Consider the following 22,171-nt stretch of genomic DNA (forward strand, 5'->3'; position numbering starts at 1 on the left):
GGATGTTCACGCTCCCCCATCACTCACCCCGGGACTTGCCGTTTGCCATCGACCACACCGCGCTGTTGCTGGTGGACATGCAGCGCGCCTGGCTCGAACCGCAGTTCGACCCGCACCTCAACGGGCCAGACGCCAAATACTTCCTGACCCGCACCCACATGCAGGTGGTACCCAATCAACGCCGGCTGCTCAGTGCCTTTCGCAGCGCCCGGCAAAACGTGTTGCACACGCTCATCGAAAGCCTCACCGCCGATGGTCGCGATCGTTCGCTGGACCACAAACTCTCGGACATGCACCTGCCCAAGGGCAGCCTGCAAGCGCGGATCATCGATGATCTGACACCAGTCGAAAACGAAATCGTGCTGCCCAAGACCTCTTCCGGGGTCTTCAACTCCACCAACATCGATTACGTGTTGCACAACCTTGAAACCCGCCACCTGATCATCGCCGGTATCGTCACCGACCAGTGTGTCGACATGGCCGTGCGCGACGCCGCCGACCGTGGCTACCTGGTGACGCTGGTCGAAGATGCCTGCGCGACTTACACCCCGCAGCGGCATCAAGCCTGCCTGAACGCCATCAAGGGCTACTGCTGGATCACCGACACGCAGACCGTGCTCGGCCGGTTGCAGGAGATGCAGTCATGAGCGAACGCCTGTCGCCGCTGCCCATGACCACGATCGTCACCACTGACCTGATCGGCGTGACGCGCGGTCGCTCCTTTCCCACCGACGAACTCGAGGCTTATCACGTGGCGGGTTGCGGCTGGGTGCCGGCCAACAGCGCCCTGACCCCGCAAGACATCATTGCCTCCAGCAATCCATGGGGCGCTTATGGAGATTTGCGGCTGATCCCCGACTTGAGCAGCCGCGTGACCGTCAACAACGGCCCGGACACCCATGCCCCGGCGCTGGACTTCATTCACAGCGACATTCGTGAAACCGATGGCCGCCCGTGGGGCGCGTGCCCGCGCACGCTGCTGCGCAACGAAGTGGAGCGTTATCGCGACGAGTTGGGCTTGCAGATCAACGCGGCGTTCGAACATGAATTCAACCTCGGCAGCGGCGCGGCAGACCCTCTGGCCTTCTCCCTGGAAGCCCAGCGCCAGGGCGCGGAGTTCGGCGGCTGGCTGCTCAGTGCACTGCGTGCCGGTGGCGTCGAACCGGAAATGTTCCTGCCGGAATACGGCAAGCACCAATACGAAATCACCTGCCGCCCGGCCCTCGGCGTCGCCGCCGCCGACCGCGCGGTGAACGTGCGTGAAATCACCCGTGAGATCGCCCGGCAAATGGGCCTGGACCTCAGTTTCGCCCCCAAGACCTCCGAGCATGCAGTGTGCAATGGCGTGCATTTGCATGTGAGCCTGCAGGACCTGACCGGCCAACCAGTGATGTATGACGGTGGCACCACCAACGGCCTGTCGACCCTCGGCCAGCATTGGGCCGCCGGCGTTCTGCACTACTTGCCTGCACTCTGCGCCTTTACCGCGCCGACGCCGGTTTCCTACGAACGCTTGCAGCCCCATCACTGGAGCGCTTCCTACGCCTGCCTCGGCCAACGCAACCGCGAAGCGGCGCTGCGGATTTGCCCGACGGTGAGCTTGGGCGGCAAATCCGTGGCCACGCAATACAACCTGGAATTTCGCGCCATGGACGCCACGGCCTCGCCGCACGTGGCCATGGCGGCGTTGCTGATCGCCGGGCGCCTGGGCATCGAGCAGCGCCTGCCCTTGAACGCGATCACCGATGAAATCCCTGATTCCCTTAACGAGGAACAACGCCAGGCCCGGGGCATCGTCGCCCTGCCTGCGTCCCTGTCCCAGGCCCTGGATTGCCTGCGCAATAGCGAGGCGTTGAGCGAAGCCCTGCCGCGCGCCTTGCTGGACACCTACTTCGCCCTTAAAACCGAGGAACTGACGCTGACGGAACAGCTCTCGCCCGCTGACCTCTGTGAGCACTATGCGCGCTTGTACTGAATCCGCTGAATGGGGTCTTTATACCCGGCCTGCGTACACCCTGAGCCGGGAAGCCTCCGAGCACCCGCTGATTCTGGTGTGTGAACACGCCAGTCGTTTTATCCCGGCCGGGTTAAATGACCTGGGCCTGAGCGATGAGGCCGCCCGCGAACACATCGCCTGGGACATCGGCGCCCTGGCGTTGGCCCAGGGGTTGTCCGAAGCGCTGGGCGCGACTCTGTTGGCGGCCAATTATTCACGGCTGCTGATCGATCTCAACCGGCCGCGCCATGCTCCGGACAGCATTGCGTTGCAGAGCGAGATTTATCAGGTACCGGGCAACCGGGATCTGGACGAGGCCACCCGCGAGTACCGCCGGCACTGCCTGTTCAAGCCGTTTCATGCACGCCTGCAAACCCTGATCGACGCCCGTGTTGCTCAGGGTCGGGCGGTACGCGTGGTGGGCATTCACAGTTTCACGCCGATTTATTACGGCCAGCCACGACCGATGGAAGTCGGCGTGTTGTACGGGCAGGCCATCGACTACGCCCAGCGAATGATCGAAGGGCTGAGCCGGCATCCCTTGAAAGTCGTCGGCAATCAGCCGTACAAAATCGATCCGCTGGGTGACATGACCGTGCCGGTTCACGGCGACGCACGAGGCCTTGCGTCGGTGCTGGTCGAGGTGCGCAACGATCTGCTGCGCACACCTGAGGACGTCGGTCGCTGGACCGATTACCTGGCGCCACTGCTGTAGAGGCGCCGCATCAAACTCGCAGCGTGCAGCTGCTTTCATATCAAGGAGAAGGGCTTCATGGAAATTGAAGAATTCGGCTACAAGCAAGAGTTGAAACGTAGCCTGTCACTGACGGACCTGGTGGTGTACGGGATGATCTTCATGATCCCCATCGCCCCGTTCGGCGTTTATGGGTACGTCAACGCCGAAGCGCCGGGGATGGTGCCGCTGGCCTACATCATCGGCATGGTGGCCATGCTGTTCACCGCCCTCAGTTACGGCAGCATGGCGCGGGCCTTTCCGATTGCGGGCTCTGTGTATTCCTACGCACAACGCGGCCTCAACCCGCATGTCGGGTTTATCGCCGGTTGGTTGATGCTGCTCGACTACCTGCTGATTCCGCCGCTGCTCTACGTGTACGCGGCGATGGCGCTAAATCATTTGTACCCGGACATCCCGAAGGTCGGCTTCATCCTGGCCTTTCTGGTCAGCGCCACCTTCGTCAACCTGCGGGGCATCACCTTCACCGCGCGGATGAACATCGTCTTTCTCCTGGCGCAACTGGTGGTGCTGGGGATCTTCCTGTTCTATGCCTGGAATGCCCTGCACAGCGGCGGCGGTAACGGTCAACTGACCCTGGGGCCGCTGTACAACCCCGAGACATTCAACTTCGCTCTGCTGATGCAAGCGGTATCGATTGCAGTGCTGTCGTTCCTCGGTTTCGATGCCATTTCCACCCTCGCCGAAGAGATCAAGGGCGACCCGGGCCGCAGCGTCGGCAAAGCGGCGCTGATCACGCTGCTGGTGATGGGGGTGATCTTCGTCGTACAGACCTGGATTGCCAGCGACCTGGCCGCCGGCCTGGGCTTCAAGTCCGCCGACACCGCGTTCTATGAAATCGCCGAAATCGCCGCCGGCAGCTGGCTCGCAACCCTGACCGCCGTGGCCACCGCGCTGGCCTGGGGCGTCGCGGTCGCCATCACCTCACAAGCGGCGGTTTCGCGTCTGCTGTTCGGTATGGCCCGCGACGGCAAACTGCCGAAAGTACTGGCCAAGGTGCACCCGAAACACAACACCCCGTACTTGAGCATTTATCTGGTGGCGGTGCTGTCGCTGGTGATCTGCTACCTGTTCATCAATTCAGTGGACACCCTCACCTCCCTGGTGAACTTCGGCGCCCTGAGCGGCTTCATGCTGCTGCACCTGACCGTGATCAACTACTACTGGCGTCGGCAGAAGTCCGGCCAGGTGATCCGTCACCTGATTTGCCCGGTGATCGGCTTCATCATCGTCGCGGCCATCATGTACAACATGGGCGTCGATGCACAGAAACTCGGCCTGATCTGGATTGCCCTGGGCCTGGTCTATCTGTTCTTCCTCAACAAACTGGGTGCCAGCACGGTACTGCCCGACCCAAGCAATGGCTGACAAGAAAAAGAGCAGCGTCTGACACGAATTCAGGCGACAGCCGATTTAACGCGTGGAAACCGACAGTGATAGTCAGGTTCGGTGCGAACCACCGAACCCATTGATACAGGAGTATGTCCATGCTGGTCTTACGTCCAGTCGAGTTAACCGACCTGCCCCAGTTGCAGCAGCTGGCGCGCGACAGTCTGGTGGGGGTCACGTCCTTGCCGGACAATACCGAACGCCTGCGCGAGAAGATTCTCGACTCCTGCGCTTCGTTCGAAAAAGACGTCCAGGGTCATGGCCCGGAGAACTATTTCTTCGTGCTGGAAAATCTGACGACCCAGCGTCTGGCGGGCTGCTCGGAAATCCTCGCCACTGCCGGGTTCAGCGAGCCGTTCTACAACTTGCGCAACCGCCATTTCACCAGCGCCTCACGGGAGCTGAACATCGAGCACGGGGTGCCGGCGTTGTCGTTGTGCCACGACCTCAGTGGTCATACTTTGCTGTGCAGTTTCCATATCGACGCGGCGCTGGAACGCACGCGGTTTTGCGAATTGCTGTCCCGGGCGCGGCTACTGTTCATCGCCGCACATAAAGCACGCTTTGCCGAAGCGGTGATCACCGAGATCGTCGGTTACAGCGACGAGCAAGAGCAGTCGCCGTTCTGGGATGCACTGGGCAAGCATTTCTTCGACCTGCCTTACGTCGAAGCCGAGCGGCTTTGTGGTTTGCAGAGCCGGACGTTTCTCGCCGAATTGATGCCGCAATACCCGATCTACGTGCCGATGCTGCCGCCGGCCGCACAGGAATGTATCGGCCGGATTCATCCTGACGGTCAGGAGGCCTTCGACATTCTTGAACGCGAAGGCTTCGATACCAGCAGCTACATCGACCTGTTCAACGGCGGCCCGACGCTGTACGCGCGCACCTCGAACATTCGCTCCATCGCCTGGAGCCAGACCGGCACGGTGCACCCTGAGTCAGCCATCGATGCCCGTGGCAGTTACCTGGTGAGCAACGATTCGTTGAAGGGCTACCGCGCCATCGTCGCCGAGCTGGATTACCGCGCCGGGCAACCTGTGGCCTTGAGCGCCGAGATGTGCGCGGCCCTGAACGTGACCGACGCCAGTCCGGTCCGGTTGATCGCCCTGTGAGCCGCCACCGGCCCCGTGCCCAACGACAGCGCCCGAGCAGGCGCGAAGAAGGAGCTGCATCATGATTGTCCGCCCGGTTCAAATCACCGACCTGCCCGCCTTGCTGGATTTGGTACAAAGGGCCGGTCCGGGGTTCACCACCCTGCCGTTCAACGAGGAACGCCTGGCCCACCGAGTGCGCTGGGCCCAGCGCACCTTTGCCGAACAGGTCGAGCGCGCAGACGCCGATTACCTGTTCGTGCTTGAAGACGACGATCGGCAAGTGGTCGGCGTCAGTGCCCTTGTGGGGGCCGTCGGCCTGCGGGAGCCCTGGTACAACTACCGGGTCGGCCTCACGGTCAGCTCGTCGCCGGACCTGGGTATTCAGCGCCAGATTCCCACGTTGTTCCTGAGCAACGAAATGACCGGCCAATCGGAAATCTGCTCGCTCTTTCTCAGGCACGATCAACGCCACGGTTGCAATGGTCGACTGCTGTCGTTGGGGCGTCTGTTATTCGTCGCCGAATTCCCCCATCTGTTCGGTGACAAGCTCATTGCCGAACTGCGCGGCAGCGCCGACGAGCAGGGCTGCTCACCGTTCTGGGACAGCCTGGGCCGGCACTTCTTCAAAATGGATTTCAGCCACGCCGATCACTTGTCGGGATTGGGCAGTAAAGCGTTCATCGCCGAACTGATGCCGCGCCAGCCGCTCTACACCTGCCTGCTCACCGAACAGGCCCAAGCGGTGATTGGCAAGCCTCACCCGAACACGGAGCCGGCGCTAAGGATCCTCACCGCCGAGGGTTTTGCCCATAAGGGTTACATCGACATCTTCGACGCCGGCCCGGTGATCGAAGCCCCGATATCGAGAATTCGCACAGTGCGCGACAGTCAACCGCTGTTGCTGGCCATCGGTACACCCGATGACCAGGCTCCGGTGTGGCTGATCCACAACCGTCGTCTCGAAAACTGTCGTATCACCACCGCCCGAGCCCGGCAAGTGGGCAACAGCCTGATTGTCGACCGGCTCACCGCCAAACGCCTGCAACTGCAACCCGGCAACTCGGTGCGCGCCTTACCGCTGCTTAACCAACAGCAGCAGGCGGTGGCGGCGTGATCTGTAGCAGCTGGCCAAGCTTGCGTTCGGCTGCGTAGCAGTCGTAAAACCTGTCAGTAGGGCCTTTCAGACTGATCACCGACTGGATCTCTTCTGCATGACTTGCGATCCGTGATGGCGAGCGCTTCGCTCTCGAACGCAGCCTTCGGCAGCGGCTACAGGGGATCGCGTCAAGGCATCAATCCACATGACCTGCTCTTGGCCTGCAAATTCGTCATCATTCTTTACCCGCCCGCGTGATAGCCTTTTGTTCCTTCGGCGTTGACACTTTTGCTCAAGCCTTCCATTCCTTTGTATTGGTGGAACTCGTATGCCCAAGCTTTCTCATCAAGATTTGCGCCGTAATTTTCGCGAGTTGTTTGCTTCCGACACCTGCTATCACACGGCGTCGGTCTTCGACCCCATGTCGGCACGCATCGCCGCCGATCTGGGTTTTGAAGTGGGGATCCTGGGCGGTTCGGTTGCGTCGTTGCAGGTGCTGGGCGCCCCCGACTTTGCGTTGATTACCCTCAGTGAGTTCGCCGAACAGGCCACCCGCATCGGCCGTGTGGCCCAATTGCCGGTCATCGCCGATGCGGACCACGGCTACGGCAACGCGCTCAACGTCATGCGCACCATCGTCGAACTCGAACGCGCCGGCGTGGCCGCCCTGACCATCGAAGACACCCTGCTGCCGGCACAATTCGGCCGCAAGTCCACCGACCTGATCACGGTTGCCGAAGGTGTCGGCAAGATTCGCGCGGCGCTGGAAGCCCGGGTCGATTCGGAAATGGCGATCATCGCCCGCACCAACGCGGGGATCCTGCCGATCCAGGAAATCATCAGCCGCACCCAGCATTACCAGCAGGCCGGTGCGGACGGGATTTGTATGGTGGGCGTGCAGGATTTCGACCAATTGGAACAGATCGCCGAGCACCTGAGCGTGCCGCTGATGCTGGTCACTTACGGCAACCCGCTGCTGCGCAACGACAAACGCCTCGCCGAATTGGGTGTGCGCGTCACCATCGACGGCCATGGCGCCTATTTCGCCGCGATCAAGGCCACTTACGACAGCCTGCGCGAACAACGCCAGATCTTCACCCAGGCCTCCGACCTGAACGCTACCGAACTGACTCATACCTATACGCAGCCGGAGGACTACATTCTTTGGGCCAAGGAGTTCATGAGCGTGAAAGAGTGACTGCGCCAACTCAGCTCCATGCCGCGGGCCAGTGAAAACGCCGGCGCCTCTCCCCGCTATCAATCGGAGAAAATGTATTGCCCTTTCACCTTTTTCGGGCCGATGAACGCGAAGTCCGGAAACAGCAAAGAACGCAGATACGCGACAAAAAACACCATGCCCAAGGTAATGGCTGCGCCGAATGAGGTTATCAGCGGGTCTTCGGTAAAACCCTCGAAGAGCCGCGGGAACTGGCTCAGGGAAAGAATGATGTAGATGTTGTAGGCCTGGGCCGAGTTCTTGTAGAAGCCGTAAGCGAACAACAACGGCACCAGGGCAGCGAACAGGGTGAAAAACACCGTCGCCTTCGGGCCGATCATCGAGCCCAGGAAATACCCCGCCAGCGCGCCCAGCAAGGCCTGTGCGAAAGTGAGCGTCAGCAGCGTGTTGATCTTGCGGTAGTGTTGCTCGTAGCGGGCAGGATCCGGATGTGCTGCGATCCAGTAAGCCAGTACGCGATCCTTGATCGACCCACCGGAGAAGGCCTTGAACGTCTCGGTCTTGGAGCGCCCGCCCTCGAGCATGGCCACCAGTTGCCGTTTGCTTTCCTTTTTATCCAACTTGTTTCTCCTCTAAGCATCATTGGTGGCTGGCAGACCGCTTTCGCGAGCAAGCCCGCTCCCACAGGGTTATGGGTTGCGCACAAAACATCTGAACACCCCCGGATTAATGTGGGAGCGGGCTTGCTCGCGAAGACGGCGTGTCGGACAACATCATCGTTGGCTAAAAGGCCCGCTCCCGCAGAGGATGATTCTCGCTGCATCAGGGCCCTAAAAGCAAAACGCCGCTTCTACCAGAGGAGGAAGCGGCGCAGGCAAGTGCCTCAAAGGGGTCACGTGAGCAAGGCAATCAGAATGATGATCGGGATCGGTACCCCGAGAAAGAACAGCAGTAATGAGCGCATGGTAGTTCTCCTGGGTTAGCGAACAGGTGGCAACGTCGTGGTTGTGGTGGTGGTCACGTAGGCATCAGTTTCCAGATACTCCACGGCGTCCCGGCGACGACCGCCGAAAGTCGCGGCGAGGCTGGCGAAAAACGCACCGGCCAGCAGCGCGACGAACATCCACAACGCTGTCCAGGCAGCGATTTTGGCCGCGGTGTCAGCCGCCAGTTTGGCGTCGGCTACGGCTTTTTGGGTGCGGCCATAGACTTCATCGACACGACGCTCGGCATCCGCTTGGGTCAGGTTGGTCCGCTGCGCGACCAATTGCGCCAGGTAGGCCCGATCCTCGGGCGCCAATTGACCGTCGTTGCGCAGGCTGCGCACGAAGATGCGGGTGACGGTGCCATTGACGGCGTCCTCGCTGACGGCGACTGGCCGATCATCGCGAAACAGGCTGTCGACGAAGTAACCGTAAGGGTCACTGTCGGTATTACCAACCGCTCTGCCGGCAGCCTGGGTCATGGCATTGGCGGCACCGCCGGCGACCGTCGCCCCTGCCTGCACGCCACCGCTGACGATGTTGCTGACCGAGCCGACCACCAGGGTCGCGGTCACCAATGTCGCCACACACCAGGCCAGGAAGCCATGGGCCGTGTCACGGAAATAAACCTCATCGCCGTGCATGTAGGCCCACTTCACCCGCAAGCGACCGGCGATGTAACCACCGAGCCCAGACGCCACGATTTGGGTAAAGGCCAGCCAGACAATCGTCGAGATGCCCATCCCCTTGGCGCTGACGCCTTCATGGGCCCACGGCGAAACCATCGAAAAACCCAGACCAAAACCGAGCAGCACAAGGATCAGCGACAACGCCGCCGCAGCCGCGGCCCCGGCGAATATCGCGCCCCAGGACACACCCGATAGCGTGCTGGACTCATCTGCGGCAGGATAAAAACCATCAGAGGATCTGTTCATTGTTGTAGTGCTCCAGGCAGGTGTTACAACTCGTCAAACGAGCAAATGCAGTCAGCGTGCCAGTCGCGCTACTTAAATAAATCGTTCTATTTCAATGCGTTGAAAACAATGAACTTCTCAGGGTCATGCAGTTTGCAAGGAGCCGGCCATTTCGGCGGGTTTTATGCATTGCGTGCTTTGTTGACTGCATGAATTACTTGCGTTTGTAACTCTTGTTGCCACTGGGCGTCAGGCAATACACCCCGCCTCTGGGCCCGGTGCAGAACGTACTGGTGCCGCAGGCGCAGCCATCGGAATCCTGCAACAGCGTTTGCGGACGCGCCTGGTCTTTACCGCCAAACATCGCCGAGCAACTTTTCTTCGAGCCGCTGATGGAGCCGTCATTGCACAGGAACAGCTCGCCGTCGCAACGATCGATACCGCCCTTCTTCCCCGAACACGGCGTGTTGGCAGCCCAGGCGGATGAGCCGAACATGCACAGCAACAGCAGAAACATCGGCATCCAGCCACGAACCATTAAAGTGCGCACAGTGCAGCTTCCCTTTAGAGTTATGGCCGGATGATATCAACGTTCCGGCCGAGCTCACGAGGCAACATGAAAGTTAATTTAAAAAGCCGTGCGTAATTCTTGGCAAAATGAACCCCACTTCGTATTGAACCGATAATCAGGCAAGCCCTATGACCCGCATCTTGACCATCGAAGACGACGCTGTGACCGCCCGGGAGATCGTCGCCGAACTGAGCAGCCACGGCCTTGACGTGGATTGGGTCGACAATGGCCGCGAAGGCCTGGAGCGCGCGGTCAGCGGCGACTACGACTTGATTACCCTCGACCGAATGTTGCCGGAGCTCGATGGTCTGGCGATTGTCACCACCCTGCGCACCATGGGCGTGGCCACGCCGATCCTGATGATCAGCGCTCTTTCCGATGTCGATGAACGGGTGCGCGGCTTGCGCGCCGGCGGCGACGATTACCTGACCAAGCCGTTCGCCACCGATGAAATGGCGGCCCGGGTCGAAGTCTTGCTGCGCCGGCAGAACACCGTGACCGCCCAGGCCACCACATTGCGCGTGGCCGATCTGGAGCTGAACCTGATCAGCCACGAGGCCAGCCGCGACAGCCAGTTGCTGACGCTGTTGCCCACCGAGTACAAGTTGCTGGAGTTTCTGATGCGCAACACCGGGCAGATTCTGTCACGGATGATGATTTTCGAAGAGGTCTGGGGTTATCACTTCGACCCCGGCACCAACCTGATCGACGTGCACATCGGCCGTCTGCGCAAGAAAATCGACCCGCCAGGCAAAGTCCCACTGATTCGGACCGTGCGAGGCTCGGGTTATGTCATTGCTGAACCCCTCTAAAGGCTGGCGCTCCTCCAGCAGCCGCTTGCTGGCACTCTACAGTTCGCTGTTCGTGGCCTGGAGCGGGATTCTCATGGGGGTCATGTACTACGAGGTGTCCAGCTACCTGGACACCCTGGCCAAGCATTCGTTGATGCAACGTCAGCATCTGTTTTCGCGCTTCCAGGGCGAACAACTGGTGGATGCCCTCGCCGCCAGCATGACCTTCGACATTCGCGGCATCGATGCTTATGGCCTGTTCGATGACCAGCAACGCTACCTCAGCGGTGCCTTGCGTCAAATCCCCCAGGGCCTGCCGCTGGATGGCAAGATTCACATGCTCAGCGACTGCGCCGACTCCAGCGACCCAACCCTGCCCGCCGACAGCTGCGACGCCGTGGCGACCCGCACCCTGGACGGGCGCTGGCTGGTGCTGGTGCGGGACAACGGTTCGTTGTTTGCCGTCACCCGGATCATTCTGCACGCGCTGCTGTGGGGCGTGTCGCTGACCATTCTGCCCGGCATCGCCGGCTGGCATTTATTGAGGCGGCGTCCGCTGCAGCGGATTCGGGCGATCCAGGCCAGCGCCGAAGCCATCGTCGCCGGCGACCTGACCCGGCGCCTGCCGCTGTCCAACCGCCGTGATGAGCTGGACATGCTCGCCGCCATCGTCAACGCCATGCTCGAACGCATCGAGCGCTTGATGAACGAGGTCAAGGGTGTGTGCGACAACATTGCCCATGACCTGCGCACGCCGCTGACGCGCCTGCGGGCGCAGCTGTACCGGATTAAGCAGCAGGCCGATGACGGTTCGACGCTGGCCGTGCAACTGGATTCCGTGCTCGGCGAGGCCGATACCCTAATGGCGCGTTTCCGTGGCCTGCTGCGGATTTCCGAGCTGGAAGATCGCCAGCGCCGCTCCGGTTTCGTGCAACTGGACCCGGTGCCGTTGCTGCAAGAGCTGCATGACTTTTACCTGCCACTGGCGGAAGAAGGCGAACTGACGTTTCAACTGCAACTACCCGAGTCCCTGCCACAGTTGAACGGCGATCGGGCGCTGCTGTTCGAAGCCGTGGCGAATTTGTTGAGCAACTCGATCAAATTCACGCCACCGGGTGGCGAGGTGATTTTGCGTGGAGTGAATGACGCTGGGCATGCACGGATTGAAGTATTCGACTCCGGCCCCGGCATTGCGCTGGCCGAGCGCGAAGCAGTATTTCAGCGTTTCTACCGCACCGAGGGGGGGCATCCGCAAAGCGGTTTCGGCCTGGGCCTGTCAATCGTCGCGGCCATTGTCAGCCTGCACGGGTTTACGCTGGAAGTGGGCAGCAGCGAGTTGGGTGGCGCGCATCTGGTACTCGATTGCCGGCAGAGCCTGATTCCCCAGGCTTGACACAATCCCCATCACAAAGAAGATCCCATGTGGGAGCGGGCTTGCTCGCGAAAGCGGTGTGCCAGACAACATCATTGTCGACTAGCAGTCCGCATTCGCGAGCAAGCCCGCTCCCACATTAGATTTGCTTGGGCCGGGAAACTCGATTCAATACCCAGGGACTTCGCGCAGAAACACCGGCAGGTCGGTGATCGGTGGTAAGGCCGGAATCTCGACGTACATCTGGACCACCCAACCCCGGTGATAACTGGCGTGGTTGACCACATGCAACAGCATGGCGCCGGCGCTCATGACCCCGTATTCCCCCGACACCGAGGTGAATTCGATGGGTTTATCCAGCGATTCGTCAGTCTGGGCCGAGCTCCACCCACAGAACCATTGATCGATCTCCTGTTGCGCCATTCGCAGCTCATTGAGTTCGGTATGGAGCAGGTCATGGGACGTTTTGAAGTCGTGCCCTCGGCCCTCCAGATGGGCTTGCCAGATGCAGTCCACCACGTAGATGTGGTTCAAGGTGCCGATCATGTTGTTGAACACCGACACCCGTTTGCGATTGAGCTCCTCCGGTGGCAGCGCCATCAGGCTGTCGAAGAGTCGCTGATCGGCCCAACGCCTGTAATCGGCGAGCATGCGGGCAGTGCGTACGTTGATCATCAGAGGTCTCCCATAGCGATGGGCGCATTGCCAAGAATAGCCTCCACGGTGAATGGCATCGCAGACACTGATAACCGGCACCTTCGCGCAACGAGCCGCTGGCCCAATGTGGGAGCGGGCCTGTGGCGAGGGGGCTTGCCCCCGTTTGAGTGCGTAGCACTCACAAAATCTTTGGTACTTCAGCGATTTTGGGGCTGCTTCGCAGCCCAACGGGGGCAAGCCCCCTCGCCACAGGCCCGCTCCCACATCGGGTCAGCGGCTACAGGATTTTCGCGAATTAAATCAGGATCAGACGCTGCACCACCCGTTCGGCCAGCGCCAGGCAACTGGTCAGCCCTGGAGATTCGATGCCGAACAGGTTGACCAGCCCCGGCACACTATGGGCGTCCGGGCCACTGATGACGAAGTCGGCGGCCGGCTCGGTCGGCCCGCTGATTTTCGGGCGAATGCCGCTGTAGGCCGGTTGCAGGCTGTCATCGGGCAACGCCGGCCAGTAACGCCGGATCGCCTGATAGAAACCGGCGCTACGACGGGGATCGACGCGGTAATCAATCTGATCGACCCATTCGACATCCGGCCCGAAACGCGCCTGACCGCCCAGGTCCAGGGTCATGTGCACGCCCAGCCCGGCGCTTTCCGGTGCCGGGTAAACCAGATGCCGGAACGGCGCCGTACCGCTGAAACTGAAATAGCTGCCCTTGCACAGCCAGGCCTTGGGAACGTGCCGCGCTGGCAAGCCTTCGATCCGACTCGCCACTTCAGGCGCGGACAGTCCCGCACAGTTGATCAACTGACGACAGCTCAACGTCATCGGCTGAGCCCCACCCATGTGCAGTTCGAAACCGTGCTCGGTGCAACGGGCCGATTCCAATGGCGTGTGAAAGGCCATCGAAGTACCGCACGCTTCGGCGTCTGCCTGAAGCGCCAGCATCAGGGCATGGGAATCGACGATGCCGGTGGACGGCGACCAGAGCGCGGCAACGCAGGACAAGGCCGGTTCCAGCGCCCGCGCCTGTCCGGCATCCAGCCATTGCAGATCATCGACGCCGTTGCGCCGGCCCTGCTCAAGCAATGCCTGCAAGGCATGGCGCTGCTGGTCATCAGTGGCCACGATCAGCTTGCCGAGACGCTGGTAGTCGACGCCGCGCTCATCGCAGAAGGCGTATAGCCGTTGGTTGCCCTCCACGCACAATTGCGCCTTGAGACTACCGCTCGGGTAATAGATCCCGGCGTGGATCACTTGCGAGTTGCGCGAACTGATGCCCACGCCAATCCCCTCACCCGCCTCGACCAGAATCACTCCTCGCCCGGTCCGGGCCAGGGCTCTGGCCACCGCCAGCCCGACCACGCCTGCCCCGATCACCACGCATTCAATATCGACGCTCACCTGCCCTCCATACATTCCAGCCAGCCCTCGCTCCCGATAATCGACGAGGCTGGAAAAAATCGCCAGGCCTGCAAGCCACAACGCACCCTTTGTAGCAGCTGCCGAGCCCGCGAGGCTGCTACCGGTAATGTGGCGTCGGTGAATGGTCCCTCCACCTTCCCGAAAATTGGCTGTTTGATGACCCGATAGCGCGGCTTACTGTGGTCCCTGACGACTCACCACCTCAGGTAATCACCCATGAATGCGCTTCGTTTTTTTACAGCCCCTCTCGCCGCCCTGACACTGAGCGTTTCAGCCTCGGCATTCGCCCACGAAACCGCCGCGCCTTCAGAAAAGGTCACCGTCCTGCAGGACCAGATGCTGAAAAACGCACCAGGCAAAAAAGCCTTGATGATCGAAGTCGATTACCAACCGGGCCAATCGTCCATCGCTCACAAGCACGAGGGCACCGCCATGGCCTATGTGCTTTCGGGGGAGATCATCTCCCAGGTCAAAGGTGAAAAAGCGATCACCTACAAGACAGGCGAGTTCTGGTACGAGCCGGCCGGGTCGGAACATCTGGTCTCGAAAAATGCCAGCGCCACCCAACCCGCCAAGCTGCTGGTGTTCATGGTGTTGGCCCCGGATGAGAACGTGTTGATTCCTTTGGAAAACTGATCGCTGTACATAAAAAGGCCTCGGTGCGGCTGATGGCCTCTTCGCGGGCAAGCCTCGCTCCTACATGGTAGGTGTCGTTCATTCGCCGCTCACCTTGTAGGAGCGAGGCTTGCCCGCGAAGAGGCCCGCCCAGCCGCTGCAAATCTCAGACAAAAAAAAAGCCCCATCTCTTTCGAGACAGGGCTTTTTCATTCAACGCCTGATCAGGCAGCCGGTTCCAACTCGGCGCTGACAGTGGCAGTGGTAGTGGTAGTGGTAGTGGCAGGCACTACCGCTTGACCGCTCAACGCCAGGTCCAGCAGTTCGCGGTTGGCCACCGCGTACATGGCGTAGTCGGTGCCGCTGGCGGCACGGATTTCCACCAGCATGGCGCGCCAGCGTTCGATCATGCCTTCGTGCTCTTCCATCCACAGCGCCAAGCGTGTTTCCACGTCCTGGGTGCCGTCGCCCTGTTGCAGGACGGAGATGGTAATCGCACGTTGTTGCCAATCGACGTCATCACGGAACGCTTCGCGGGCCAGGGCTTGCCAGTTGTTTTCAACCGGCAGAGCACTGATCTGTTGCAGGTACCAGGTGATGTCCAGCGCGCTGCCCACGGCGAAGTAGGCCTTGGCCACGTCCGCTGCGTTCTGGCCGGTCACATCCGAAGCTTCGATGATCGGCAGCAAGGTGTACAGGTGAGTGGTGCCTGCAACCATGCGCGCCAGCAACTCAGGCACGCCAGCAGCGACGTAGGCCTGGTAGCGGGTCTGCCAGCCTTCGCGAGTCGGGCCTTCCAGCAGTTCGTCGAGCTTGAGGCCCAACGCCGCCAGGTGCGGACCGAAGTGGGCGACGTCACGGGCAGCGTTCTGCTCGTTGCGACGGCTGCGCAGGAACCAGCGCGTAGCGCGGCGGCCCAGACGCATCAGCTCGTCCATCAGCTCCAGTTGTACGTCGGCCGAAACCTGGTAGTCCAGGGCTTCGATCTGACGGAACCAGTGCGGGAGATGGAAAATGTCACGCACGATCACGTAAGCACCGGCCACGTTCGCCGGGCTCATGCCGGTCGACTCTTTGAGTCGTTGAACGAAGGTGATGCCCATGTGGTTCACCAGATCGTTGGCGATCTGGGTGCTGACGATTTCGCGCTTCAGACGGTGACGGCGCATGGCGTCGGAGAACTTGCTCACCAGCGTCGGCGGGAAAGCGGTTTCCATGTCGCGGGTCAGGTAGTCGTCGTCCGGCACCAGGGAGTTGAGCAGCGCTTCCTTGAGGTCGATCTTGCTGTAGGAGATCAGCACCGACAGCTCGGCACGGGTCAGGCCATGGCCCGCCGCGACGCGCTCGTTGATCGCTTCTTCAGCCGGCAGGAACTCGATGGCGCGATCCAGCTTGCCGCGGCCTTCCAGGTCGTTCATCAGACGCTTGTATTCAGCAATCCGCGGCAAGGCACGGCGTGCCGCCAGGGACAGGGCCTGAGTCTGCTTGTAGTTGTTGCCGAGCACCAGGTTGCCGACTTCGTCGGTCATGCTCGCCAGCAACTGGTTACGTTGCTTGTCGGTCATGTCACCGGCGTGTACCACTTCGTTCAGCAGGATCTTGATGTTCACTTCGTGGTCGGAGCAATCCACGCCGCCGGCGTTGTCGATGAAGTCGGTGTTGGAACCGCCGCCATTGAGGCCGAATTCGACACGACCCAACTGGGTCATACCGAGGTTACCGCCCTCGCCCACGACTTTGCAGCGCAGTTCGTTGCCGTTCACACGCAGTGCATCGTTGGCCTTGTCGCCGACATCGGCGTGGCTTTCGCTGCTGGCTTTGACGTAAGTACCGATGCCGCCGTTCCACAACAGATCTACCGGCGCCTTGAGCAAGGCATTGAGCAGTTCGGTCGGGGTCAGCTTGTCAGCCTGAATGTCGAAGCGCTCTTTCATCTGCGGGGAAATCGCGATGCTTTTTGCGCTGCGCGAGAAGATCCCGCCGCCTTCGGACATGATGCTGGTGTCGTAGTCCGACCAGGCCGAACGCGGCAGATCGAACAGACGCTGACGCTCGGCGAAGCTGTTGGCAGGCTCCGGGTTCGGGTCGATGAAGATGTGCAGGTGGTTGAATGCAGCGACCAGTTGCAGCTTTTCGGACATCAGCAAGCCGTTGCCGAATACGTCACCGGCCATGTCGCCGACGCCTACCACAGTGATGCTGTCTTCCTGAACATTGATGCCACGCTCGCGGAAGTGGCGTTGTACGCCGACCCACGCGCCCTTGGCGGTGATGCCCATCTTCTTGTGGTCGTAACCGGCCGAGCCGCCGGACGCAAAGGCGTCACCGAGCCAGAAGCCGTAGTCGATGGCAATACCGTTGGCGATGTCGGAGAAGGTCGCAGTGCCCTTGTCCGCCGCCACCACCAGGTACGGGTCATCGTCGTCATGACGCACGACGTTGGCCGGCGGTACCAGCGCGCCGTCTTTCAGGTTGTCGGTGATGTCCAACAGGCCCGAGATGAAGATGCGGTAGCAGGCGATGCCCTCGGCCGCGATCTCGTCACGGCTGCCGCCCAGTGGCAGGCGACGCGGCAGGAAGCCGCCCTTCGCACCCACCGGTACGATGACCGAGTTCTTCACTTGCTGGGCTTTTACCAGGCCCAGGACTTCGGTGCGGAAGTCTTCTTCACGGTCGGACCAGCGCAGACCACCACGAGCAACGTTGCCGAAGCGCAGGTGCACGCCTTCGACGCGAGGCGAGTAAACGAAGATTTCGAACTTCGGTACTGGCTTGGGCAGCTCTGGAATCTGGTGCGGGTTGAACTTGAAACTGAAATAGGACTTGTTCTGACCGTTGGCGTCGGTCTGGTAGAAGTTGGTCCGCAGGGTCGCTTTGATCAGGTCCAGGTAACGACGCAGGATACGGTCTTCGTTCAGCACCTGAACATCGTCCAGTGCCGCCAGAATCGCGTGTTCCAGGCGTTGCTGCTTGTCTTCCAGATCGTCGCCGGTGAGCTTGCGCGCCAGGTAGAAACGGGTCTTGAACAACCGGGTCAACTCGCGAGCGATGTCGGTGTGGTTGTTCAGGGTGCTGGCGATGTAACCCAGGTCGAAGCCCAGGCGGATCTGCTTCATGTAACGCGCGTAGGCACGCAGCAGCGCCACATCGCGCCATGGCAGGCCGGCGGTCAGCACCAGGCGGTTGAACGCATCGTTTTCGGCATCGCCACGCACGATGTGGACGAAAGCGTCCTGCAAGGTGTCGTTGAGTTGCTGGATGTCGAGTTCCAGGCCTTCGGCGGCGGTGAACGCGAAGTCGTGAATCCAGAACTCGCGGCTGCTGCTGTGACGCAGGCGATACGGGAACTCACCCAGCACGCGCAGGCCAAGGTTTTCCAGGATCGGCAACACGTCGGACAACGCCAGCGGGGTATCGGCGTGATACAGCTTGCAGTGCAGCATGCGCTGACCGGAGACCTGAGCCAGCGGCTGATAGAAGCTCATGACCAGCGGATTCTTTTCGTTCAGGCTCAACAGGTGCTGCATGTCGACCACAGCCGAGTGGGCTGCGAAACGCTCGCGGTAACCCGCCGGGAAGCCTTTCGGGAAGTCCGCCAACACGTTGGTGCCCTGGGCTTCGCCGAAGCTCTCGACCACCAGGCTCGCGTAATCGTCCTGCCAGCTGCGGCAGGCCTGCACCACTTCTTTTTCCAGCAGAACCGGGTCGATGTCCAGACGGTTCTTCGGATCGACCCGCAGAATCAGTTGCACACGGGCCAGCACGGACTCGGAGAAAAAGGTCCAGAACTCGCAGTCCGAGGCTTTCAGACGATCCATCAGCACTTGCTGGATCTTCTGGCGCACTTCGGTGGAGTAGATGTCGCGCGGCACGTAGGCCAGGCAGTAGCAGAAGCGGCCGTACGGGTCTTTACGCAGGAACACGCGGATCTTGTTACGTTCCTGGATCTGCACGATCGACATCACAGTGGTGAACAGCTCGTCCACTGGAGTCTGGAACAAGTCGTCGCGCGGCAACACTTCAAGCACCTGGGCCAGTTCCTTGCCCAAGTGAGCCTTGGCCTGGAAGCCCGAACGCTGTTCGATGATTTCGACCTTGCGACGGATGTAAGGAATGACCCGCACGCTTTCGCCATACACCGACGAGGTGTACAGGCCCATGAAGCGGCATTCCTTGATGACCTTGCCATTGGCATCGATCTGGCGGATCGACACGTAATCCGGGTACGCCGGACGGTGTACACGGCTAGGGTGTGCAGCCTTGGCGAACGACAGCGGCGTCGGCTCGCGCAGGTAGTTGACGGCGTAGTCTTCGATGCGCAGATCATCGACGGTCAGGCCGGCGCGCAGCAGTTTGGTCAGGCCGAGGAACGAGTTCTGGTCATATTCGATGTGACCGCCGTTCTGATCTTCGCCGACCACGAATTCTTCGTAGCCCAGGAAGGTGAAGTGGTTGCCCACCAGCCATTCCAGGAAGCTCTTGATTTCGGATTTTTCGTCGGCGTCGACGACAAACTGGCTGTTGTCGATGCCCTCGATCAGCTCCTGGACCTTGGTTTTCATCGGTTCGAAATCGGCGACCGCGACGCGGACTTCACCGAGAACCTGCTCCAGCTCCTTGGTCAGGACATTGAGTTCGGCCGTGTTGGCACAACGGTCGATTTCCAGGTACATCAGCGACTCTTGCAGAATGCCTTCGCCCTGGGTGCCCTTGGGCAGGATTTCCAGCAGCTCGCCCTTGCTGCCGCGACGCACGCTCAGCACAGTGGTTTGCAGGGTATGAATGCTGTAGCCGCGACGGTTCAGCTCGGTACGCACCGAGTCCACCAGAAACGGCAGATCGTGGTGCAGCACTTCGACCGCGGTGTGGGTCGACTGCCAGCCATGGCGTTCGTAATCGGGGTTATAGACGCGCACTTGCGGATGCGCGTGATCGAAGCGCTCAAGCAGGCGCCACGCAGAAAGGGTGCAGCCGGCGAGGTCGGAAAGCCGACGCTGGGTCAGTTCGTCCAGGGAAATAATGCCGAAGAATTGTTCAGCGAACAGCGCCACTTGTGGCAGTGCCTGTTCACTGATGTGCTGCGCCAGTGCCGCTTGCAGTTGGTGCTGGAAGTCGGCTTTGCTGGCTGCGGTGAAGAACGCCATCTGTGGTACTCCGCTTGGGCTTGTTATTGATGGAAGCGTCGCGTGCAAACCCCTTTCGGGGCAATCCGTCACCCTGTTCCTGATTCTCGGGCAGAGGAAACAGGATGACAGGTGGGTGAAGCTGGACGAGACACTCAGGTCACATTCACCTTCCATTGAATGGGCATCTGCAAAAACGACTGCCGGGATAACGTTCCAAAGCTACCGTTTCAAAGCTACCATTTCGAAGCTGCTATCGGCGCCATCGGCAATACCTTTACGGGTGCTCATCCGTTGCGCAGCTTAACGAGTGCAGCAAGGGCCATGCTTGCAGCGCTGCGACATATTCGGTCATCGACACGTAAACGGCGATCCATGCCTCGAATAACACTAGCAGTCGTGTAGGAAAATGGGCACTTTATGCCCGGTTTTACGGCACCTTCGTGCCAGAAATGACCAGTAACACAGAGGATGTTCACGACGCATACACTGGCACTCAGCCGAGCAGAAATTCTCCAGGGCTGGCAGAATCGCCTTTTGTAGCGTTCACCACATTCGCCGAGCCAGGATTTTCCCATGCAAATGACAACCGACCTCTTGATCGTCAACCCGTGCGACGAAGAAGAAGACAACTTGGCCATGCTCTGCTGCACCAGCGTCGACGGCGAAATGTTCCTGATGAGCCGCTTTCCGGACGAGGATGAGCTGGAGATCATCTTCCACGACAAGCCTTCGGCCCTGGACGGCGTGAAAGTCACCTTCAGCCCTGACCGCCTGCTGATCGAAATCGCCGCCGCGGACGCCGATGCGCTCGATGGCAATGATTCGCTGGAAATCCTGCACCGCACCGATGCGCAGGATCTGGCTGAAGTGGAAGAAACGCTGCAGAACATTCTCAAGGGGACTGGTACTTACATCAGCGAACTCTGATGGTGGCTGAACCGGCGCCTTCGCGGGCAAGCCTCGCTCCTACAGGTTTTGAGTCGGACACCAAATCGCGGCAGCCTTTGTTCGGACACCCTATCGCGGCAGCCTTTGTACTGTAGGAGCGAGGCTTGCCCGCGAAGGCGTCCAAAAGAACACCGCAATACCCACCCCCTACAAATTTCCAACAATTTCGCCCATCAATTCCCGCATTTTGCACAAAATGCCGTTAGTCGCCGCCCCCCGCGATGGATTAAAGTAACGCCCCCAGCCCTAGCGTTATTCGAACGTCTTCGGTCACCCTTTCCAGGAACAGTCATCGATGGAACATCGTGAAGCGCTGCTCGCGCTGCGAACCTTTCTTTCAACGCAGATTCTCGGCCAGGAAAAACTCATCGAGCGTTTGCTCATCGCCTTGCTTGCCGACGGCCACATGCTGGTCGAGGGCGCCCCGGGGCTGGCCAAGACCAAGGCCATCAAAGAGCTTGCCGAAGGCATCGAAGCACAGTTTCATCGCATCCAGTTCACCCCCGACCTGCTGCCGGCCGACATCACCGGCACGGAAATCTATCGTCCGGAAACCGGCAGCTTCGTGTTCCAGCAAGGCCCGATCTTCCACAACCTGGTGCTGGCGGACGAAATCAACCGTGCCCCGGCCAAGGTCCAGTCGGCCCTGCTTGAAGCCATGGGCGAACGCCAGGTCAGTGTCGGGCGCAGCACCTACGACCTGTCGCCGCTGTTTTTGGTCATGGCCACACAAAACCCCATCGAGCAGGAAGGCACCTACCCGCTGCCCGAAGCCCAGCTCGACCGTTTCCTGATGCACGTAAAAATCGGCTTCCCTGACGCCGCCGTCGAGCGCCGGATTCTGCAACAGGCCCGCGGCGAAGCACTGCATGGCGAAACCAAACCCGAACGCCGGGTCAGCCAGCAGGCGATCTTCGCCGCGCGCAAGGAAATCCTCGGGTTGTACATGGCCGACGCCGTGGAGGAATACCTGGTGCAGCTGGTCATGGCCACACGCACCCCGGCCAAGTTCGACCCGGAAATGGCCGAATGGATCGCCTACGGCGCCAGCCCGCGTGGCTCCATTGCCCTGGACCGTTGCGCCCGGGCCCATGCCTGGCTCGCCGGTCGCGACTTCGTCAGCCCGGAAGACATTCAGGCGGTGCTGTTCGATGTGTTGCGCCACCGCATCATTCTTTCCTTTGAAGCCGAAGCCGCTGGCATCGACCAGGACCGGGTGGTCCAGCGGATTCTCGACGTCGTAGCCGTCGCTTGACCCC

The 22,171-nt window shown here is 60.6% G+C and carries 18 protein-coding genes; 12 read left to right on the top strand and 6 right to left on the bottom strand.

Going from position 1 to position 22,171, the window contains the following annotated elements:
• The first annotated feature begins 2 nt into the window (after window positions 1-2).
• The 7 genes from ACA044_RS16050 (at window position 3) to ACA044_RS16080 (ending at window position 7,530) form a co-directional block, all read left to right on the top strand.
• Window positions 3-647, top strand: coding sequence for a cysteine hydrolase family protein (locus ACA044_RS16050; protein ID WP_497442293.1), 645 nt, complete (start codon window positions 3-5; stop codon window positions 645-647).
• A complete protein-coding gene (locus ACA044_RS16055) occupies window positions 644-1,975 on the top strand; it encodes a type I glutamate--ammonia ligase (RefSeq protein WP_497442294.1) in 1,332 nt (443 codons plus the stop codon). Before ACA044_RS16050 ends, ACA044_RS16055 begins: the two co-directional genes overlap by 4 nt.
• A complete protein-coding gene (locus ACA044_RS16060; RefSeq protein ID WP_497442295.1) occupies window positions 1,959-2,711 on the top strand; it encodes an N-formylglutamate amidohydrolase in 753 nt (250 codons plus the stop codon). The genes ACA044_RS16055 and ACA044_RS16060 overlap by 17 nt, the downstream gene beginning before the upstream one ends.
• A gap of 57 nt (window positions 2,712-2,768) precedes the next feature.
• On the top strand, window positions 2,769-4,118 hold the full coding sequence (locus ACA044_RS16065) for an APC family permease (protein ID WP_497442296.1): 1,350 nt from the start codon (window positions 2,769-2,771) through the stop codon (window positions 4,116-4,118).
• Between the two features lie 119 nt (window positions 4,119-4,237).
• A complete protein-coding gene (locus ACA044_RS16070) occupies window positions 4,238-5,254 on the top strand; it encodes an arginine N-succinyltransferase (RefSeq protein ID WP_497442297.1) in 1,017 nt (338 codons plus the stop codon).
• A 61-nt stretch (window positions 5,255-5,315) separates the two neighbouring features.
• Window positions 5,316-6,350: an arginine N-succinyltransferase gene (gene astA, locus ACA044_RS16075; protein ID WP_497442298.1), complete on the top strand. Its 1,035-nt coding sequence runs from the start codon at window positions 5,316-5,318 to the stop codon at window positions 6,348-6,350.
• A gap of 310 nt (window positions 6,351-6,660) precedes the next feature.
• Window positions 6,661-7,530: an isocitrate lyase/PEP mutase family protein gene (locus ACA044_RS16080; RefSeq protein ID WP_497442299.1), complete on the top strand. Its 870-nt coding sequence runs from the start codon at window positions 6,661-6,663 to the stop codon at window positions 7,528-7,530.
• Window positions 7,531-7,589: 59 nt separating this feature from the next.
• Here the strand turns inward: ACA044_RS16080 and ACA044_RS16085 are convergent, their stop codons facing one another.
• From ACA044_RS16085 to ACA044_RS16095, 3 genes are all read right to left on the bottom strand, one after another.
• Window positions 7,590-8,129 (bottom strand): hypothetical protein, encoded by a 540-nt coding sequence (locus ACA044_RS16085; RefSeq protein WP_497442300.1) that lies wholly within the window; start codon window positions 8,127-8,129, stop codon window positions 7,590-7,592.
• A 359-nt stretch (window positions 8,130-8,488) separates the two neighbouring features.
• The gene (locus ACA044_RS16090) at window positions 8,489-9,427 is read right to left on the bottom strand and encodes a hypothetical protein (RefSeq protein WP_497442301.1); all 939 of its coding nucleotides are present in this window, start codon (window positions 9,425-9,427) and stop codon (window positions 8,489-8,491) included.
• 193 nt (window positions 9,428-9,620) lie between these two features.
• Complete coding sequence (locus ACA044_RS16095) at window positions 9,621-9,944, bottom strand: YdcA family protein (protein WP_497447235.1); 324 nt, start codon at window positions 9,942-9,944, stop codon at window positions 9,621-9,623.
• Window positions 9,945-10,105: 161 nt separating this feature from the next.
• Here ACA044_RS16095 and ACA044_RS16100 point away from each other — a divergent pair, with 161 nt between their 5' ends.
• Window positions 10,106-10,789 carry a response regulator transcription factor gene (locus ACA044_RS16100; protein WP_052966859.1) on the top strand — a complete coding sequence of 228 codons (684 nt, stop codon included), beginning with the start codon at window positions 10,106-10,108 and terminating at the stop codon, window positions 10,787-10,789.
• Window positions 10,767-12,161: a sensor histidine kinase gene (locus ACA044_RS16105; protein ID WP_497442302.1), complete on the top strand. Its 1,395-nt coding sequence runs from the start codon at window positions 10,767-10,769 to the stop codon at window positions 12,159-12,161. Before ACA044_RS16100 ends, ACA044_RS16105 begins: the two co-directional genes overlap by 23 nt.
• 147 nt (window positions 12,162-12,308) lie before the next feature.
• On the opposite strand, the gene ACA044_RS16110 is transcribed toward ACA044_RS16105, so the two are convergent.
• Window positions 12,309-12,815 (bottom strand): DinB family protein, encoded by a 507-nt coding sequence (locus ACA044_RS16110; protein WP_497442303.1) that lies wholly within the window; start codon window positions 12,813-12,815, stop codon window positions 12,309-12,311.
• A 277-nt stretch (window positions 12,816-13,092) separates the two neighbouring features.
• Window positions 13,093-14,202 carry an NAD(P)/FAD-dependent oxidoreductase gene (locus ACA044_RS16115; RefSeq protein WP_497442304.1) on the bottom strand — a complete coding sequence of 370 codons (1,110 nt, stop codon included), beginning with the start codon at window positions 14,200-14,202 and terminating at the stop codon, window positions 13,093-13,095.
• Window positions 14,203-14,439: 237 nt separating this feature from the next.
• Between ACA044_RS16115 and ACA044_RS16120 the strand changes: the two genes are divergently transcribed.
• A complete protein-coding gene (locus tag ACA044_RS16120; protein WP_497442305.1) occupies window positions 14,440-14,859 on the top strand; it encodes a cupin domain-containing protein in 420 nt (139 codons plus the stop codon).
• 203 nt (window positions 14,860-15,062) lie between these two features.
• Here the strand turns inward: ACA044_RS16120 and ACA044_RS16125 are convergent, their stop codons facing one another.
• Window positions 15,063-19,982, bottom strand: coding sequence for an NAD-glutamate dehydrogenase (locus ACA044_RS16125; protein ID WP_497442306.1), 4,920 nt, complete (start codon window positions 19,980-19,982; stop codon window positions 15,063-15,065).
• A 555-nt stretch (window positions 19,983-20,537) separates the two neighbouring features.
• Between ACA044_RS16125 and ACA044_RS16130 the strand changes: the two genes are divergently transcribed.
• Both ACA044_RS16130 and ACA044_RS16135 read left to right on the top strand, forming a co-directional pair.
• The gene (locus ACA044_RS16130; protein ID WP_497442307.1) at window positions 20,538-20,891 is read left to right on the top strand and encodes a hypothetical protein; all 354 of its coding nucleotides are present in this window, start codon (window positions 20,538-20,540) and stop codon (window positions 20,889-20,891) included.
• Between the two features lie 316 nt (window positions 20,892-21,207).
• Window positions 21,208-22,167 (top strand): AAA family ATPase, encoded by a 960-nt coding sequence (locus tag ACA044_RS16135; RefSeq protein WP_007901181.1) that lies wholly within the window; start codon window positions 21,208-21,210, stop codon window positions 22,165-22,167.
• The last annotated feature ends 4 nt before the right edge of the window (window positions 22,168-22,171 follow it).

Source organism: Pseudomonas sp. LBUM1673 (genome assembly GCF_059695645.1).

What these genes read in the sequence shown, in the direction of transcription:
- ACA044_RS16105 (WP_497442302.1), top strand. Translation starts at nt 10,767, where the DNA reads ATGTCATTGCTGAACCCCTCTAAAGGCTGGCGCTCCTCCAGCAGCCGC.
- ACA044_RS16060 (WP_497442295.1), top strand. Translation starts at nt 1,959, where the DNA reads ATGCGCGCTTGTACTGAATCCGCTGAATGGGGTCTTTATACCCGGCCT.
- astA (WP_497442298.1), top strand. Translation starts at nt 5,316, where the DNA reads ATGATTGTCCGCCCGGTTCAAATCACCGACCTGCCCGCCTTGCTGGAT.
- ACA044_RS16100 (WP_052966859.1), top strand. Translation starts at nt 10,106, where the DNA reads ATGACCCGCATCTTGACCATCGAAGACGACGCTGTGACCGCCCGGGAG.
- ACA044_RS16125 (WP_497442306.1), bottom strand. Translation starts at nt 19,982, where the DNA reads ATGGCGTTCTTCACCGCAGCCAGCAAAGCCGACTTCCAGCACCAACTG.
- ACA044_RS16070 (WP_497442297.1), top strand. Translation starts at nt 4,238, where the DNA reads ATGCTGGTCTTACGTCCAGTCGAGTTAACCGACCTGCCCCAGTTGCAG.
- ACA044_RS16090 (WP_497442301.1), bottom strand. Translation starts at nt 9,427, where the DNA reads ATGAACAGATCCTCTGATGGTTTTTATCCTGCCGCAGATGAGTCCAGC.
- ACA044_RS16130 (WP_497442307.1), top strand. Translation starts at nt 20,538, where the DNA reads ATGCAAATGACAACCGACCTCTTGATCGTCAACCCGTGCGACGAAGAA.
- ACA044_RS16065 (WP_497442296.1), top strand. Translation starts at nt 2,769, where the DNA reads ATGGAAATTGAAGAATTCGGCTACAAGCAAGAGTTGAAACGTAGCCTG.
- ACA044_RS16055 (WP_497442294.1), top strand. Translation starts at nt 644, where the DNA reads ATGAGCGAACGCCTGTCGCCGCTGCCCATGACCACGATCGTCACCACT.
- ACA044_RS16050 (WP_497442293.1), top strand. Translation starts at nt 3, where the DNA reads ATGTTCACGCTCCCCCATCACTCACCCCGGGACTTGCCGTTTGCCATC.
- ACA044_RS16095 (WP_497447235.1), bottom strand. Translation starts at nt 9,944, where the DNA reads ATGGTTCGTGGCTGGATGCCGATGTTTCTGCTGTTGCTGTGCATGTTC.
- ACA044_RS16080 (WP_497442299.1), top strand. Translation starts at nt 6,661, where the DNA reads ATGCCCAAGCTTTCTCATCAAGATTTGCGCCGTAATTTTCGCGAGTTG.
- ACA044_RS16120 (WP_497442305.1), top strand. Translation starts at nt 14,440, where the DNA reads ATGAATGCGCTTCGTTTTTTTACAGCCCCTCTCGCCGCCCTGACACTG.
- ACA044_RS16110 (WP_497442303.1), bottom strand. Translation starts at nt 12,815, where the DNA reads ATGATCAACGTACGCACTGCCCGCATGCTCGCCGATTACAGGCGTTGG.
- ACA044_RS16135 (WP_007901181.1), top strand. Translation starts at nt 21,208, where the DNA reads ATGGAACATCGTGAAGCGCTGCTCGCGCTGCGAACCTTTCTTTCAACG.